Source organism: Bacillus sp. G402 (assembly GCF_051172515.1).
Taxonomy (GTDB): Bacteria; Bacillota; Bacilli; order Bacillales; family Bacillaceae; genus Bacillus; species Bacillus altitudinis.
In genome coordinates this window covers 356,022-371,894 of record NZ_JBPIZC010000001.1, presented here as the reverse complement: position 1 = coordinate 371,894, position 15,873 = coordinate 356,022, and the positions used below count along the sequence as shown (strand labels likewise).

Below are 15,873 nucleotides of genomic sequence, written 5' to 3'. Positions count from 1 at the left end.
AACATAGATGTTTTAGGAGAAGCCAAAATGCGGATGCCTGCTTCAATGCGCCTTTTGAAATCACCTAGCTTGAATTCCAGAATTGTTTCACTTAATGTGAAAGGATAGGAGTGTGATTGAATTGAAAAAAAGACGAATTGGCACCTCTGATCTCTTGGTTAGTGAGGCGGCACTAGGATGTATGTCCCTTGGGACTGAAAAAGAAAAAGCGCTCTCTTTATTAGATGAAGCCATTGATCTTGGGATTAACTATTTGGATACAGCTGATTTATATGATTTTGGAACAAATGAGGAAATCGTCGGGGAAGCCATTAAGAACAGACGCCAAGATCTGATTTTGGCCACAAAAGGTGGCAACCGCTTTGAAAATGGCAAACCTGGCTGGGAATGGGATCCTTCAAAAGCATATATAAAAGAGGCAGTGAAACAAAGCCTGAAACGACTTCAAACAGATTATATTGATTTATATCAATTGCATGGCGGCACAATTGACGATCCAATTGACGAAACCATCGAGGCATTTGAAGAATTGGTTGAAGAAGGTGTCATTCGCTATTACGGCATATCGTCGATCCGTCCAAATGTCATTAAAGAATACGCCAAAAAATCAAACATCGTGAGTGTGATGATGCAATATAGTTTACTCGACCGCCGCCCAGAAGAATGGTTTTCTCTTCTTGAAGAACAAAGCATTAGTGTCGTGGCAAGAGGTCCTTTAGCAAAAGGATTATTAACAGAAAAACCCCTTTCGCAAGCAAGTGCGGCGATTCAAAAGAACGGGTATCTTGACTATTCATTTGAAGAGCTCCAGCAAATCATCCCTTCGTTAAAGAAAGTCGCTTATGACCTATCACTGACAGAGCTGTCCATTCAATACTTGCTCAAGCATTCTGCAGTCAGCTCTGTTGTTTTTGGCGCAAGCTCGGTGAAACAGTTAAAAGAAAATGTGGCAGCGGCAAATGCACGTTCATTAAGCGACCAAGAAGTAAAAGCTTTGTCATATTTCACAAAACAGTCTGTGTATGAGACGCATCGTTTGAATCAATAGAAGACAAATGGAAGAACAGCTTGCCACTTATGTTTTGTTTTAATGTACAACCCTATTGATGGTGCGATTCTGAAATGAAGTGATACGAGGGAGTTAGACGTGTTTTCTCTCAGGCTCATGTAGTATGTATTCATCTCAATGATATAACATAAAAAAGGGAGCATCGTAGCTCCCTTTTTTAACTTTTATACTTTCTCCAGTCTAAATGACTTTCATCTAGCAGCTCTGAGAAGCTTTTATTTTTTTCTTTTTCTTTCTGTTGCCGAAGGAGGTCTTGTCGTTTTTGTTCTTCTCTTTTTTCTGTCTCAGCGGCCAGGTTCTGCTTCATTTGAAGGAGCTGCTGTTTCACATCATCCTTTATGCCGTCCTTTAGCTTTGCTTGATCTTGATTGGTCTTTTTCACTTTGCCTCTCTCCTTTTGCTTTAGTGTATCATCCGTTTTATTTGCTCAGCAAGAGTCACGCCAAACTCCCAACATGTGGTATGATCTTCATAGAAACCCTTCGGAAAGGAAGAATCAGCTTGAAGAAGAAATGGCTCGCTATACTCGCCTTGGTATTATTTCCACTCGCTGCAATCGGCATTTTTTTTACCAATAAAATGATGTATATACGAAAATTAACGGATGAAGAGCTCATCAAACGAGAATCAGATGAAGGGCACTATCATCACGAGGAGTTTCAACAGCTGCAAAAAGAGAAAGTTTGTATTCCTTCAGCATTTGGTTACGATCTTCATGGCTATTTTGTACCGCTCCCTCATACAACACGCACCATCGTTCTTTGTCACGGGGTTACCGTCAGTTTGATCAATTCCGTGAAGTATATGAAATTATTCCAAAAGCTTGGATGGAATGTGCTGCTTTATGATCATAGAAGACATGGGATGAGCGGCGGAAAAACAACGAGCTATGGATATTATGAAAAAGAAGATTTGGCTCAAGTCGTCAAGTGGCTGAGAAAAAGACTTGGGGAAAAAGCAATCATTGGGATACACGGAGAATCGATGGGCGCAGTCACAACTTTATTATATGCTGCAAAACCGGATGCAAACGCCAATTTTTACATCGCTGATTGTCCTTTTGCTTCTTTTGAGGATCAGCTTCTGTATCGATTAAAAACAGATTTTCGTCTTTCAGGACAGTGGATTCTTCCACTAAGTGATCAAGTGTTGAAATGGCGGGACGGATACAGCATTCGGCAAGTTTCTCCACTTGATGTAATCGATCAGGTGAAAGAACCTATCCTTTTTATTCATAGCCTCCATGATGACTATATCCCTTGTGAGCAAAGCGAGCAGTTATACGCACGCAAAAAAGGTGATAAACGGCTATTTATTGCGCCACATGGTGCGCATGCGATGTCTTATAGTGACAATAAGGAAGTCTATGAACAAGAGGTCGAAGCATTTCTGGAAGCATTTCAATTCAATCAAAATGAAAGAGGAGAATGAACAGCCGTTCGTCTCCTCTTTTTGCTAACTTATACGATAGTCACCACTGTTGTATGGTGTCTGCCCGCCAGCTCCATATGGCTCTCTTCCGATTGCTGCTGACTCATGACCGATAACCCTGCAGTTGCTGCCAATAAAAGAACTATCAAACTCATTTTCATATAAATGACCTCCATTTTGAATTTTTGATATGGCTTGAATTTTCCTTTCGTAATACCGGGTAGAAACTTCAAATAATCCAAGCTCATTATAATAATGTGCCGCATCAAGTGCCAGTTCCTCAATATCTGGGTATAAGCGCTTGTCCTCCAACAAATCTAATGTATCGTCTATGATTTTTATTTCTGCATCAACGTATAATGCTTTTAAAAACTGAAACTTGCAGATGTAAATTTCATCTTCTAATTCACAGGCTTTCATAATACCTTGTTGATAGAGGGTTAACGACTCTTCTATTTGTTTTTGTTTAAACAGGATTTGGGTCAGCATAAATAGTGGGTCTAGAGAGCGATTCAGATGGGTTAAATTCTCCTTTTCAAACACTTCAAGAGAGTCTTTGAGATAGCGACTTGCTGTAGCAAGATCGTTCATTTGGTAATAGCAGTTACCTAAGTTGAAAAGGGCCAAACCTATGACTCGAGGGTTTCCAATTGAGCGTGCTCGCTTTAGAGCATTTTTAAAGTAGGGCAATGCATGTTCATAGCATTTCAAATCATCATAGTTTGCACCGATGACAAATTCACAGTGGATGATTCTCAGCGTGTACGTTCTGTAGGCAGAGTACGTATCTAACGCTTGCAAAGCATAGTGCATCGAAAAGTGGGTTTGTTTCATGTGGTAGTATATTTCTGCTAATTTAAAATAAAATTCTGCTCTTTCTATATCATCTGATATGAGATTGAGCTTTTTTTCTGCGGAACGGTAATAAGCAATGGCACTCAAATAGTTTCTCTGTTCAAATTCAAACATTCCTGTAAAAAAATGAACATAGTATTCAAGCATATCCGTTAATTTGGTCTGCGAATGTTCAATTGTTTCTAGAAGCTTCTTAATCTCCTCATCATTCGAGGCTTTTTTTGCCGGTTCAAAATATTCAAGCATGACCTTATGTCGAAAATCCATCAGCTGGTAAAAAAGCAGCAAGTTCTGATCTTGCTCCATCTCAAGGATTTCCTGCTCGATCTCGGCCTTTAGCTTCTCTGCTTTCATGACATGAAATCCGCAAATCTGCCTATACCATTCGTTTATTTTGATTCCAACCTGAGGCGATGACAGCTTGAGCTTCAATTCACCTTAGCACCTCCCTCCTCATGTACGATACATGTTGTATTCTATCATATTTCCTCGAATGGAAGAAATATGAAATGTCGTTTTTCGTAAAGTTTTCGGTATCCCGCAATAACCGCTTCCATTGCCGATTTTTCGGCATTTACAGCCTCTCCTTTTCTCTTTCTATTTTTCTCATTTTGTCGAAATGTTTGTTAAAAATGACTTTTTATCGTTGAAAAATCTCATTTTTCAAATTAGACAGTTCTCCTGTTTGATGAGATGATGAGGCCACAAAAAAAGCCCTCTTTAGCAAAGGGCTTATAACACGTCTGTTACGTGTTCCATATTCTCTTTTATCCAACTGACTGCTAATTCAAGCGTTGGAAATTCTTCCGTTTCAAATGTGACTTCATCTTGGAGAAGCCAGACGTCCTTTTTTACTGAATCCATTCCACCGATTGACCAGTGCAAAAGACTATACGGATGATTATTATTTAAAAACGACACCCACGTTTTATTTTGTGCCGTGTTTTGTATCACTTTCAGCTTTTGATCCACTACGTTTCCACCTTACTTTACAAGTATACCCATTCTCGGGCTGAGTATTTGTTGAGGACTTTTCAACATAAGTGTATTGGCTTTTTCATTAAAATCAATCGTCATTTCCTCGTCAAAAAACACCTTTTGTGCTGTGTGTATATATAGTTTTAAATGTTGGCTATTATTAAGTGGTTCCCATTCACCTGTTCTTTCACTTGTTAACCAAAGCATTGGTACGCCACTCACTGCACAGCCACAACCTTCTGAATCGTAGCGAAGCAGTAATTCTTTCGTTTCGTTTCCTGTTTGCTGTTTATCTATATATGTTTTAGCCAGTTCTGTGATGTGAATATACATGGCGAACATCCTTTTTAAATTGATGCTTACATTGTAACACATAAAACACCATAAAACATGACACACGACTAAATCCGAAAGTCATACTCTTTGAAATACACGCTCTTCTCACTAGGATTATATCTATCTATTGGCTCTTTCTGCATCCTGTTTTTTAGAATTATACTGATGACGCTATCAATTTTAAAAGAAGAAACAGGAGGTTTTAGATCGTGAAAAAAAGATTATCTCTCTGCTTCATCGGGGCGCTGATATTGATGTTGAGTTTCACTATGCCAAACATGAAAGCGGCATCTATCCTTGATGAAGTACGAGAAAGCTATGCGACTTATACGGGATCTGGTTACTCAGGGGGCGCCGCTTTATTAGATCCTATTCCATCTGACATGAAAATTACGGCTTTAAATCCCCATGACTATAACTATAAAGGGGTAAATGCGGCACTTGCAGGGGCTTACCTTGAAGTAACGGGACCAAAAGGAAAAACCGTTGTGTATGTAACCGATAAATATCCAGAAGGAGCAAAAGGAGCTCTTGATCTTTCACCTAATGCCTTTGCCAAAATCGGAAATATGGCAGATGGGAAAATCCTAATTAGTTGGAAAATTATAAAAGCACCGATTAGCGGAAATGTAGCTTACAGAATAAAAGAAGGTAGCAGTGAGTGGTGGGCTGCGATTCAAGTGCGCAATCATAAATATCCGGTTATGAAAATGGAATATTACAAAGATGGACAATGGGTGAACATGGAAAAGACAGACTACAACCATTTCCTTGGCTTTCATATGGGGTCTACATCTCTTCCTGTTCGAATCACAGATATTCGCGGGGTCATAGTAAAGGATCAATTACCCGCTCTTCCATCTACTGCTGCTTCACAGGCCTATATTGTAAAAGGCAATGTTCAGTTTCCTAATTAACGAGATGAAGAGGCAGCTTATTTAAGAGCTTCCTCTCTTCCTTCTTTATCCCAGAGATATGCCTCATTTTCTATTTCTTTTATGATTTCATTCTTTCCCGCCATATAGCTTTGTATATCTTCCGGATACTGCTTTGCTAATTGTTCCTTGACAGACGCATACGCTTCAGATCGTTCTGGGTGGAGTCTTAAGTAATCTCGAAACAATAAATGTCTTTTCACATCAGGATGATTCCTTTCATACACATGGACATGATGCGTACGATTCAAGCCACCCTTTTGAAAAAAGCGTCTCCCTTTTATACCATTTTCACCGAGCGCTTCGTATCCAAGGTGTTCAAATCTCTCTTTTTTCCTATCAATCTCTTCTATATCGCTTACTTCTATTAATATATCTATAATTGGTTTGGCAACAAGTCCTGTAACTGACGTGCTGCCAATATGGTATCCTTCTATCCAGCTCTTTTGAATGATTTGCTTGAGTCGCTGCTTTTCTTGACGGAATTCTTCATGCCATTCTTTTTTGAATTCGACAACCTCAACCTTGCGTCGCGGTGTCCATTTCATTTTTGATAGGGTGAGCTCTTTTGCCACATGAATCACATTTGTTTCAAAAAACCCCAATTTTTCATATAGCCTTTTTGCAGGGGTGTTTTCTTGCCCTGTGGTCAGTTCTATCGGGACATTCTTCTCCATAATTGTCGACATAAGTCTTGTTCCAATCCCCTGCTTTAGCGCTTTTGGATGCACAGCCAATCGACTAATGATCAAACAATCTTCCAGCTCTTCATAAGAGGCTACACCTAATAAGAGATCATGTTGCTGAAAACCAATAAATTGCTCTTTTGCTTTCATGACATCTTGAATGGTCTCTTTTAATGGCGGAAGATCAGCATAACCAATTTGTTCAGCTTCTTGTTGGTATGCAGCTAGTTGAATATGTAAGATCTGCTTTGCTACATCACTTATTGTGTGATCTAAATGAACAATCATTTCATCGCCTCCAGCTTCTTCACAAATAACACACGGTCTTCATGAATGCCATCGTAATCTGAAAAGACTGAGATGCCATCTACTGTTTTATCTCCCTTTTCTATCTGAAACCCGAGTTTTGTATGATAAGCAATGGAGACTTTATTGATAGGAGCTGTGACAGCTTTAATTGTTGTTCTTCCTTCCTTTTCAGCCGCTTCATAAAAAGCTTGATAGAGAATTTTACCTATCTTTAATTTACGGTGATCTGGGTGGACGCCAACAAAGTGAATATAGGCTTCATCCGAATGAGATTGTGATAAAAAACCAACCAAAAAGCCGATCAGCTCTCCCTTTTCAACGACAACAAAACTTGTTTGCTGGAAATGTTCAAAAAAGAGCTTTGGCAATTTTGCACGCAAATCTCTGCCTCCCCACCAGCTTTGAATGACGGATGTGACTGCGTAAAAATCTGATGGTTTCACTTGACGTATCATGATGGCCTCGCCCCTTTTCCATTTTGGCTTTCCTTGCTTGAATCGTTTTTTTCTCAAAAATATGATTGTTTCAATAGTCTACCTGTCTGATCAAATGATTGTAAAGACAGTATGCCAGCCTTTTTTCATGTTCACTTGTTGGTTCTTCGTCTTTCAGCCGCCATCTCCTTTTAAATCTTCACACTTATTTCAAAAAGTTCACTTTTTGTGCGAAAGTTTCATTCATTTGTTATGTTAAGATGGTTCATATAGGAAATGGTACAAATGTTTATTGGAGATGATGAGATTGGTTTGGGTTGTTATTTCACTTGTTGTGTTTAGTCTTTTAAAGCTGCTTGTCACCTCTTTGCCTTCTGGTGTTGTTGAGCGCCTTTTTAGCCGCTACGCCGTACATGCTAAAGTAACAAGTGAGCAAACAAATATTACTTTTCAAGGTCGTTCGCTTGATAAGCAGCGAGCAGCTGAAGTCATTCAACATTTTAATGATGCGATCTTTATTGAACGCTATTATATTTACCCAGGTGATGAAGAACGTTTTCTTCATCCGAATGAAGGGCCAGCGCCGCTTACTATGCAAACAAAGCATGGGAAACATGATGTCACCCTTTATCTGTTCCATTATGATGACCATGTGGATGTGGTTCGGCAGTTTACACATAAGCCAAAGAAAAAGCTGATGGCTTATCGTCTGCGTTCTGAACCGCTCCAAACATTCCACAACATGGCACATGCCTAACAATCGTTGCAGCAGACGAGACGAAGTGTTCACCACTTCGTCTTTTTTGTATGAACAGCTTTTGAATGATTTACCAGTATGAATTTCACCTCATGTTGTTTACAATAGATATAGAACATATGTTCTAAGAGGTGAAGTACAATGAATGAACGAGCCATTCTGCTTGTGGATATGCAGTCATTTTATGCATCAGTTGAGAAGGTGGAGGCGCCTCATTTGGAGAATGTGCCGCTCATTGTCTCTGGAGATCCAGAACGAAGAAGCGGAGTCGTCCTGGCAGCCTGCCCTCTCGCGAAGAAACGTGGCGTACAAAATGCATCAAGGTTATGGGAAGCACAGGAGAAATGTCCTGAAGCAGTGGTCGTACGTCCACGTATGCAGCGCTATCTCGATGTCTCTGTCATGATTACAGAACTGCTTGAACAATACACAGACCTTGTCGAGCCATATTCCATTGATGAACAGTTTCTTGATATTACAGGCAGTCTTACACTATTCGGCTCTCCACATGAGATCGCTCAACATATACAAACAACGATTATGAACCAGACTGGCATTTACGCACGTGTGGGCATAGGCCCTAATAAAGTGCTCGCTAAAATGGCCTGTGACCATTTTGCCAAAAAAAACAGAACCGGTATCTATGAACTGAGTGCCGACCGAGTTGCTGCTGATTTATGGCCGCTTCCAATCGGGAAATTATTTGGCGTCGGCAAACGAATGGAGCATCATTTGAAACGAATGGGCATCAGTACCATTGGCACACTTGCTACTTATCCGTTAGACCGATTAAAAAAACGCTGGGGAATCAATGGGGAGCTTCTGCAGCGAACAGCTTTAGGACACGATCCCTCTCCAGTCACTATTCACACACATGATCAGCAAAAAGCCGTTGGGCATCATATGACCCTTCCCCGTGATTACGCATCTTTTGAGGAGATCAAAGTCGCTCTTCTTGAATTGAGTGAGGAAGTCGCTAGGCGGGCACGTTTTAAGCATTATCTCGGTCAAACGGTGTCTGTTGGTGTAAGAGGGGCTGATTTTTCACATCCAACAGGCTTTCATCGACAAATGAAGCTTCATTCACCGACACAGTATGGCTCAGATATTGCAGAGGCAGCGATTCAGCTATGCCAGCAGCACTGGGATGGCCAGCCCATTCGCAGTGTAGGTATTACCCTCTCACAGCTGCAGCCTGACAGCCACTATCAGCTGACTTTATTTGATCATCATTTGAAGAAAGATCAACTCAGCAAAGTATTTGATGAAATCCATCTGAAATATGGACCTGCGGCATTATTGCATGCTTCGTCACTGACAAGCGCAGGGCAGGCATATCACCGCGCCGAAAAAATTGGCGGGCATTACAAATAACGGAGGCGAACAAGCATGAATCCCAATAAATTAACACCTGGATACAACATCATGTGGGAATCAAGCCGAATGATGCTACCAGAGCACCGGGAGCAGCTTCTTGCTCAAAAACGAAAGAAAAAAGAATATACACCTCTACCGCTCAGCTCCGATCAGCTAGAGGAAATGAATGTTTTGATCACACAGTCGATTACCGAGGATCAAGCGATTTGCGTGACATATGTCTCATCCGGCATGAAAGCACAGTTTTGGGGCTGGGTGAAAGCCATTCATTATGAAACACGCCAAATGAAAATCGTGAATGACGAAGATGTTCTAAACCTTTCCTTACATCAAATTATTGCCATCGATCTCAATTGATTTTCGCAAAACGAAAACATGATCATTGAAAAACCCGCTTCGTTTTTCTGAAAAAATCATGACCCATCAAGGCTTAAAACCTTGAAAACGAGGCATATGCTCTTCGAATGAACGGAACGGTTCAAGCTTCTCTGTCATTTGACGGATGACTCCTCCATCAAATTGTGTATTTAATTTGCACAATTTTTCATGTATGATTGGAACATCTTACAAACTCAGGGGAGACACAGCATGAAAAATAACTTACGCACTTTACATCCACTTAGTTGGACGATCATCATCGGCACGATATTTGGCCGAATGGCGACATCCATGAGCATTCCCTTTTTAGCCGTTTATTTGACACAAGTCAAAGGCGCCTCAGCCTCTTCAGCTGGATTGATCATTGCCGTCAGCTCTCTTATTGGGATTGTTGCGAGTTTTTACGGCGGCTATGTTTCCGACCGAATCGGCAGAAAAAAGGTCATGCTTTTATCCATCTTTGGCTGGACACTTGTCTTTGTTGGCTTCGCGTTTGCAGATGCCATTTGGGTCTTCTTTTTTATGAATGCTTTAAATGGACTGTGCCGGGCGCTGTTTGAACCAACGTCTAAAGCACTCTTATCCGATGTCACCCCATCGAGCATTCGGTTGTTTGTCTTTAACTTACGGTATACGGCTATTAACATTGGTGTCATTTTCGGCCCGCTGCTTGGCTTATATCTCGGGTCATCAAAAACGACTTTTCCATTTCTCGTCGCTGCCCTCATTTACTTGTTGTACGGGTTAACGCTGGCATGGCAATTTCAAAAGCATCCAGTGGCTGCTCCAGAAAGCACCAAACAAATCGGCGTCAAAAAAGCTCTTTCCATTATTCAGAAAGATACGGTCTTTAGCATCATCCTCATTGGCGTTACTTTATGTTCATTTGGCTATTCACACCTAAGCTCAACACTGCCTCAATATTTATCGGCATCCCCTATGATTGAGGATGGCCCTAAACTGTTTGGGTATCTTTTATCCTTAAACGCAGTGGTTGTCATTGTCGTTCAGTACCCGCTAATTATGATCGCTAAGCGCTATTCAACGATTTTGTCGTTAACGACTGGGAACGTGCTTCTAGCAGGCAGTTTGTTTGCCATTGCTTTTTCACAAAGTCTCGGTACGCTTGCTTTCATCATTGTCGTGTTTACGATTGGTGAAGTGCTACTCTTTGCGATGATGGATCTGTTTGTAGACAATATTGCAAAACCTGAAGTGAAAGGATCATACTTCGGCGCAATGGGGTTTTCTCAGCTCGGCAGCGTCGTCGGACCGTTTGTCGGAGGATTGTGTATTGACTTATTTGGCGCAGCCCATCCCCTTTCTATTTTTTCAGTCTTGGCGATTGTCACCGCTGCAGGCGTTCCGTTTTTACTTATCGGATACTACCGCCTAAAAAAACGAACGGCTGCTGCCGTGGCTGTGAAAGTAAGTGGAGGTCATTAAAAAAACCGCTCTCAATTTGAGCGGTTTTCTTTATACCCTGCGGATGGCGATCTCTTCCACCTTATGCTGATCGCCTTTTTTTAAAATCAAATCGGCTCTATATTTTGTCGGCAAAATATTTTCATATAAATTTGGACGGTTCACTGTATTCCAAATCGTGCTTGCCATCTGATCTGCTTCTTCATCCGTCAAATCTTTGTATTGATGAAAGAAAGATTCAGGGTCTTGGAAGGCTGTTTCCCGCAGCAAACGGAACCGTTCTTTATACCAGCATTGAATTTGCGTCTCAGCGGCATCTACATAAATCGAAAAATCGAAGTAATCTGATACAAACACGCGCGGCTCATCCTTCAAATCATCCAGTGCCGGTGATTGCAACACATTGATCCCTTCAATGATGACAATATCCGCATCTTCTACTGTTTCATACACCCCTTCAAGACGGTCATAGGTCAGATGTGAATATACAGGTGCATGCACAGTTTGTTTCCCTGATTTTAATTCATTTAAAAACGAAAGTAGCGCTTTAACATCATAGCTTTCCGGGAAACCTTTCTTTTCCATCAGCCCCCGATCTTTTAACTCTTTTTGAGGATACAAAAAGCCGTCCGTTGTTACGAGACTCACCTTCAGTCCATCTCCAAGCCTTGATAAAAGTGTTTCAATGATACGTGCTGTCGTGCTTTTTCCGACGGCCACACTTCCTGCAATCCCGATTAAAAAGGGGATTTTCGCATGATGCGGGTAGTTTAAAAAAGCATTGACATGCTGATTTTTTTGTTTTTCTGCAAAGACATGTAATGTCAGAAAACGAATAAGCGGGATGTAAATATCTCGAACTTCTTCTAGCGATAAGTAGTCGTTTAATCCTTGAAGTGCTCTCACTTCTTCTTCTGAAACAGATACCGGCATATATTCTCCAAGAGCGGCCCATGCCTCTCTCGTATGGCGTGTATATAATGTATTAAAATCTAGTCGTTCGTCACCCAAAGTCTTTCCCACCAATCTAAACTAAACTCATAACCAAAAAGACGATAATCCGATTGTAGCTTAAAATGAAGGCGCTGTCTTTATTTTTCAACGAAAGTTTGCTTCTTTTGCGAAAAAAAAGCATTAAATAAAGGAAAATGAGGGTAAATAAGAGTATTCAGTTTGATAGATAGAAGGGAGCACACCAAATGAAATATGTGATGATTGGCGGAGATGCAGCAGGAATGAGCTGCGCTATGCAAATATATAGAGAGGATCCAGACGCGCAAATTGTAGCTTTTGAAAAAGGAGAAATTTTCTCATATGGACAGTGCGGACTCCCCTACTTGATCGGCGGTCTCATTGATCATCACAGAAAACTCATCGCACGCAGCGCTGACACCTTTCGTGACAAATACGGGATTGATGCCAGATGCTTACACGAAGTGACCTCAATTGACCCAGAGCAAAAAACAGTATCGGGTATTCATTCTAAAACAAAAGAGCCCTTTACAGAAACGTATGACCGTCTGTTAATTGCGACAGGAGCAAGCCCCGTCACACTTGATCTAGACAGTCATTCATTAGAAGGTGTCCACGTATTAAAAACAATCCCGCATGCGCTGTCTATTTTAGACAATCTAAAAAAAGACGTCACACATATCACGATTATCGGCGGAGGATATATCGGTTTAGAAATGGCAGAAAATTTAAAAGGGCTAGGCAAAGACGTTCATATCATTCAGCGGGGGGCAACACTTGGCCCAGGCTTTGATCCCGATATGGCAAAATATCTGAAAGAAGAAGCGGACAATCAAGGCATTCAAGTAGTACTTGGTGAAACAGTGCAAAAATTAAAGGGCAAGACACATGTAACAGCTGTTCAAACAGACAAGCAGACCATTGAAACAGATATGGTCATCATCGCCGTTGGTGTCACTCCGCAAACATCCTTTTTAGACAGCACAGGAATTCAGCGACTGCAAAATGGCGCAATTGTTGTGAATGAATACATGCAGACGAATGTACAAGATATCTATGCGGCGGGTGACTGCGCAGCAACCTATCACCGTATCAAAAAGGAACTGGACTATATTCCGCTCGGTACGACAGCAAATAAACAAGGAAGAATCGCAGGGTTTCATATGACAGGAACAAACCGCGCGTTTCAAGGCGTCACCGGCACAGCGGTGATGAAATTTATGGACGTGACAGCAGGGCGAACGGGTTTATCAGAGAAAGAAGCAAAAGACGCGGGCCTTTCTTTCTCTACCATCACCATCGACAGCACTGACCACGCTGGATATTACCCAGATGCAGAGAAAATGAAAGTGAAACTGATTTACAGAAGCGATGATCACACCTTGCTTGGTGCACAAATCATCGGTAAAGAAGGTGTTGATAAACGAATCGATGTCATGGCAACTGCTCTTTATCAAGGGCTGACTGTGACAGACCTTGAAGATTTAGATATTAGCTATGCCCCCCCTTTTAACAGTGTATGGGACCCACTTCAGCAAGCGGCAAGGCGGATATAGAAAAAGGAGTGAAGCCATTGACCATTCAACAAATTGCTACTATTGAAATTCCTGTGACTGATATCCCCCGGGCTGTCTCTTGGTATGACCAGATTTTAGAGATGATCGTTCTACATCAATCAGAAGAAGCCGCTATGCTCACTTTTACTCATGGCGAGGGACCTTCTTTTTATCTCGTCAAAACAAAACACGAGAAACGAATCTACTTTATGAACTCTTTTACAGGAGTTCGGCATAGTATGATTGATTTATTTGTGAAGGATTTAAAAAAATTTCACCAGTATTTAAGCGAGCATAACGTCACCGTATCGGATATTCAAATATTAGCTGACCCAGACTTAGGCGGTTTTAGCTTCGAAGATGTTGATGGCAATGTCTTTGGCGTCACCAATATTAAGCCCCATCAAACAAAAAAAGAAACCAGCCTGTGACCGGTTTCTTTTTTTGTTATTTTTTCATCATCGCTTTACGTGCTGCTTTTTCAAATAAAAACGGGAATAATTGATACAACTTACTGCCAGCATTCATCCATCCTGGTAAATTAATCTCTCTTTTTTTCGTCATCATGGCGGATACGACCTTCCCTGCTACCTTGTCAGCACTGAGCATCATAAAATCAACATTTTTAACATATTCACCACTGCGGTCTGCAATGGTAAAGAAGTCTGTGGCAATCGGTCCTGGATTGACGGTTGTGACATGAATTCCGCTGTCTGCCAGCTCCATTCTGAGGCTGTTTGAAAATCCGAGAACCGCATGCTTTGATGCGGAATAGATGGCGGATTTAGGGGTGGCAATTTTGCCTGCCTGTGACGCAATATTGATAATATGTCCCTTCCCTCTTTGTTTCATCTCAGGAAGGACCTTTTTTGTGCAGGCAATTAAACCAAAGACATTGACCTCAAACATCGACACCATTTCCTCAATGGATGCGTCCTCGACGAGATCGAACACACCAAAGCCGGCATTGTTCACCAAAATATCAACAGCTCCCACTTGTTGATAGGCTTGATCAATGTCCTCAAGCCGACTGACATCAAGCTGAACGATGTGACATACGCCGCCAGCACTTATAATCTTTTCTTGTACACCTGTGAGCTTTTCAATTCGTCTTGCCGACACAATGATTTCTGCTCCTTCGGCTGCTGCCAAGTACGCCATCTTTTCACCAATACCGCCTGAAGCACCTGTAATCCATATTCTCTTTCCTGTTAGTCGCCCCATTTATTTCACTCCTTCATTTGCTCGATAATAGAGGGTTCCGTCTTTTTGCACTTCTTCAATTTGTCCAGCCGCTAAAAGCACATCAAGCTGCCCGACTGTCTCAGACATTGTCAGAAATAATGCTTCTTCATACAGGCCCGGAAATAAGGTGCGGCAAAGATGAAAGGCGGTCATTTCCTTTCGTTGAAGCAGCTGATACATCGTATTTGCCCGTTTTTCCTGTTTTTTAAATCTTTCTTCGATCAATTCGTGATGAGAGGTAATGAGCTGGCCATGCCCTGGATAAATCGTCTGAATGGGCAAATGCAATAAACGCTCGAGTGATGCTTTATATTGAAGCAGCGATTTTTGACGTTCTGTTCCTTTCACCGGCGCTTCCATTAACGGATTGGAAGAAATGGTCGTAAGCAGCAGATCACCGCCGATGAAATTTCCTGTTGTTTCATCTAAAAAAGAAAGATGAGATTGTGCATGTCCCGGTGTCTCCAGCACTTGGAAGTGCTCATGTCCCTTCAAACGATCGCCTTCTTTTATGACGTCATCGACATGTGCCGTACATGAATATGTATAGGACTGCCTCACCATTCTTTCACACTCACCTTGACGAAGCGGCACACCTAACTGCTGAAAAAAATCATTCATAAAATGGATTTGACGCTGTTTAAACGCTTCATCCTGACTAATATAGGGCTCATTCAACTCGTGTCCGATGACACGGACATGAGGTTTCATCAGATCTAAAAGACCGACATGATCTGCATGATGATGTGTCAAAACCACTTGATCAATATCATCTATTGATAAATGATGTTCCTTTAATTGTGTGACAAAGGCATGCTGCGCCTCTTGTGTCATCGGTCCGCAATCAACTAAGGTCACGGCATCGCCTTTTAATACATATGCATGGACATCCCCCACCGCAAACGGTGTAGGGATGGATAATTGAATCATTTCTTCTTTCACTTTTATACGTCATCTCCTGATTTTTGTCTCATAGATCATCTGAACTCACTCTTCTTTATTCATTGTATCTTGCAAAGGGCAGACTGTCATGCGGTTTAGATGGTCAATTTTTTTATCTCTCCCTATTGACACAAACTTGTCCATCGTTGCATAATGAACAACAAATATAAGATGCGCGATGACAAGGA

At 41.4% G+C, this 15,873-nt stretch carries 18 protein-coding genes and 1 other annotated feature (1 of these 19 cut by a window edge); of the genes, 9 read left to right on the top strand and 9 right to left on the bottom strand.

The window, feature by feature from the left end; all coding sequences use genetic code 11:
* Positions 1-121 precede the first annotated feature (121 nt).
* Positions 122-1,048: an aldo/keto reductase gene (locus tag ACSBQP_RS02005; protein WP_035702855.1), complete on the top strand. Its 927-nt coding sequence runs from the start codon at positions 122-124 to the stop codon at positions 1,046-1,048.
* 178 nt (positions 1,049-1,226) lie between these two features.
* Here the strand turns inward: ACSBQP_RS02005 and ACSBQP_RS02000 are convergent, their stop codons facing one another.
* Positions 1,227-1,451: a YqkE family protein gene (locus ACSBQP_RS02000; protein WP_008343840.1), complete on the bottom strand. Its 225-nt coding sequence runs from the start codon at positions 1,449-1,451 to the stop codon at positions 1,227-1,229.
* A gap of 119 nt (positions 1,452-1,570) precedes the next feature.
* On the opposite strand from ACSBQP_RS02000, the gene ACSBQP_RS01995 reads away from it, so the two are divergent.
* Positions 1,571-2,500 carry an alpha/beta hydrolase gene (locus tag ACSBQP_RS01995; RefSeq protein ID WP_241698616.1) on the top strand — a complete coding sequence of 310 codons (930 nt, stop codon included), beginning with the start codon at positions 1,571-1,573 and terminating at the stop codon, positions 2,498-2,500.
* A gap of 24 nt (positions 2,501-2,524) precedes the next feature.
* On the opposite strand, the gene ACSBQP_RS01990 is transcribed toward ACSBQP_RS01995, so the two are convergent.
* The 3 genes from ACSBQP_RS01990 to ACSBQP_RS01980 form a co-directional block, all read right to left on the bottom strand.
* Positions 2,525-3,787: a Rap family tetratricopeptide repeat protein gene (locus tag ACSBQP_RS01990; RefSeq protein ID WP_073414022.1), complete on the bottom strand. Its 1,263-nt coding sequence runs from the start codon at positions 3,785-3,787 to the stop codon at positions 2,525-2,527.
* Between the two features lie 300 nt (positions 3,788-4,087).
* Positions 4,088-4,327, bottom strand: coding sequence for a YqkC family protein (locus ACSBQP_RS01985; RefSeq protein WP_008343836.1), 240 nt, complete (start codon positions 4,325-4,327; stop codon positions 4,088-4,090).
* 12 nt (positions 4,328-4,339) lie between these two features.
* Positions 4,340-4,666, bottom strand: coding sequence for an iron-sulfur cluster biosynthesis family protein (locus ACSBQP_RS01980; RefSeq protein WP_250026335.1), 327 nt, complete (start codon positions 4,664-4,666; stop codon positions 4,340-4,342).
* Positions 4,667-4,878: 212 nt separating this feature from the next.
* Between ACSBQP_RS01980 and ACSBQP_RS01975 the strand changes: the two genes are divergently transcribed.
* Positions 4,879-5,586 carry an expansin EXLX1 family cellulose-binding protein gene (locus ACSBQP_RS01975; protein WP_076822167.1) on the top strand — a complete coding sequence of 236 codons (708 nt, stop codon included), beginning with the start codon at positions 4,879-4,881 and terminating at the stop codon, positions 5,584-5,586.
* A 17-nt stretch (positions 5,587-5,603) separates the two neighbouring features.
* Here ACSBQP_RS01975 and ACSBQP_RS01970 read toward each other — a convergent pair whose 3' ends face one another.
* Complete coding sequence (locus ACSBQP_RS01970; protein WP_008343833.1) at positions 5,604-6,578, bottom strand: bifunctional GNAT family N-acetyltransferase/GrpB family protein; 975 nt, start codon at positions 6,576-6,578, stop codon at positions 5,604-5,606.
* Positions 6,575-7,054 carry a GNAT family N-acetyltransferase gene (locus ACSBQP_RS01965; protein WP_007501073.1) on the bottom strand — a complete coding sequence of 160 codons (480 nt, stop codon included), beginning with the start codon at positions 7,052-7,054 and terminating at the stop codon, positions 6,575-6,577. Before ACSBQP_RS01965 ends, ACSBQP_RS01970 begins: the two co-directional genes overlap by 4 nt.
* Positions 7,055-7,340: 286 nt before the next feature.
* Between ACSBQP_RS01965 and ACSBQP_RS01960 the strand changes: the two genes are divergently transcribed.
* The 4 genes from ACSBQP_RS01960 to ACSBQP_RS01945 all read left to right on the top strand — a co-directional run bounded on the left by ACSBQP_RS01960 (position 7,341) and on the right by ACSBQP_RS01945 (position 10,991).
* The gene (locus ACSBQP_RS01960; protein ID WP_046343915.1) at positions 7,341-7,790 is read left to right on the top strand and encodes a YfmQ family protein; all 450 of its coding nucleotides are present in this window, start codon (positions 7,341-7,343) and stop codon (positions 7,788-7,790) included.
* Positions 7,791-7,931: 141 nt separating this feature from the next.
* Positions 7,932-9,164: a DNA polymerase IV gene (locus tag ACSBQP_RS01955; RefSeq protein WP_216942606.1), complete on the top strand. Its 1,233-nt coding sequence runs from the start codon at positions 7,932-7,934 to the stop codon at positions 9,162-9,164.
* A 15-nt stretch (positions 9,165-9,179) separates the two neighbouring features.
* Complete coding sequence (locus ACSBQP_RS01950; protein ID WP_017367544.1) at positions 9,180-9,524, top strand: YolD-like family protein; 345 nt, start codon at positions 9,180-9,182, stop codon at positions 9,522-9,524.
* A gap of 231 nt (positions 9,525-9,755) precedes the next feature.
* Entirely contained in the window at positions 9,756-10,991 is a 1,236-nt protein-coding gene (locus ACSBQP_RS01945) for an MDR family MFS transporter (protein ID WP_008343828.1), read from the top strand.
* A 30-nt stretch (positions 10,992-11,021) separates the two neighbouring features.
* Here ACSBQP_RS01945 and coaA read toward each other — a convergent pair whose 3' ends face one another.
* Entirely contained in the window at positions 11,022-11,981 is a 960-nt protein-coding gene (coaA, locus tag ACSBQP_RS01940) for a type I pantothenate kinase (protein ID WP_008342294.1), read from the bottom strand.
* Between the two features lie 188 nt (positions 11,982-12,169).
* Between coaA and ACSBQP_RS01935 the strand changes: the two genes are divergently transcribed.
* Positions 12,170-13,498 (top strand): CoA-disulfide reductase, encoded by a 1,329-nt coding sequence (locus ACSBQP_RS01935; RefSeq protein WP_017367545.1) that lies wholly within the window; start codon positions 12,170-12,172, stop codon positions 13,496-13,498.
* Between the two features lie 8 nt (positions 13,499-13,506).
* Positions 13,507-13,929 (top strand): VOC family protein, encoded by a 423-nt coding sequence (locus tag ACSBQP_RS01930; protein WP_223255639.1) that lies wholly within the window; start codon positions 13,507-13,509, stop codon positions 13,927-13,929.
* A gap of 16 nt (positions 13,930-13,945) precedes the next feature.
* Here ACSBQP_RS01930 and ACSBQP_RS01925 read toward each other — a convergent pair whose 3' ends face one another.
* On the bottom strand, positions 13,946-14,722 hold the full coding sequence (locus ACSBQP_RS01925) for an SDR family NAD(P)-dependent oxidoreductase (RefSeq protein WP_435028143.1): 777 nt from the start codon (positions 14,720-14,722) through the stop codon (positions 13,946-13,948).
* Positions 14,723-15,685: an MBL fold metallo-hydrolase gene (locus tag ACSBQP_RS01920; RefSeq protein WP_048001411.1), complete on the bottom strand. Its 963-nt coding sequence runs from the start codon at positions 15,683-15,685 to the stop codon at positions 14,723-14,725.
* Between the two features lie 169 nt (positions 15,686-15,854).
* Positions 15,855-15,873, top strand: a binding site (T-box leader); it runs 193 nt beyond the window's last position.

Coding starts and splice junctions, on each gene's coding strand:
- ACSBQP_RS01955 (WP_216942606.1), top strand. CDS start 7,932: ATGAATGAACGAGCCATTCTGCTTGTGGATATGCAGTCATTTTATGCA.
- ACSBQP_RS01945 (WP_008343828.1), top strand. CDS start 9,756: ATGAAAAATAACTTACGCACTTTACATCCACTTAGTTGGACGATCATC.
- ACSBQP_RS01925 (WP_435028143.1), bottom strand. CDS start 14,722: ATGGGGCGACTAACAGGAAAGAGAATATGGATTACAGGTGCTTCAGGC.
- ACSBQP_RS01970 (WP_008343833.1), bottom strand. CDS start 6,578: ATGATTGTTCATTTAGATCACACAATAAGTGATGTAGCAAAGCAGATC.
- ACSBQP_RS01965 (WP_007501073.1), bottom strand. CDS start 7,054: ATGATACGTCAAGTGAAACCATCAGATTTTTACGCAGTCACATCCGTC.
- ACSBQP_RS01980 (WP_250026335.1), bottom strand. CDS start 4,666: ATGTATATTCACATCACAGAACTGGCTAAAACATATATAGATAAACAG.
- ACSBQP_RS01935 (WP_017367545.1), top strand. CDS start 12,170: ATGAAATATGTGATGATTGGCGGAGATGCAGCAGGAATGAGCTGCGCT.
- ACSBQP_RS01950 (WP_017367544.1), top strand. CDS start 9,180: ATGAATCCCAATAAATTAACACCTGGATACAACATCATGTGGGAATCA.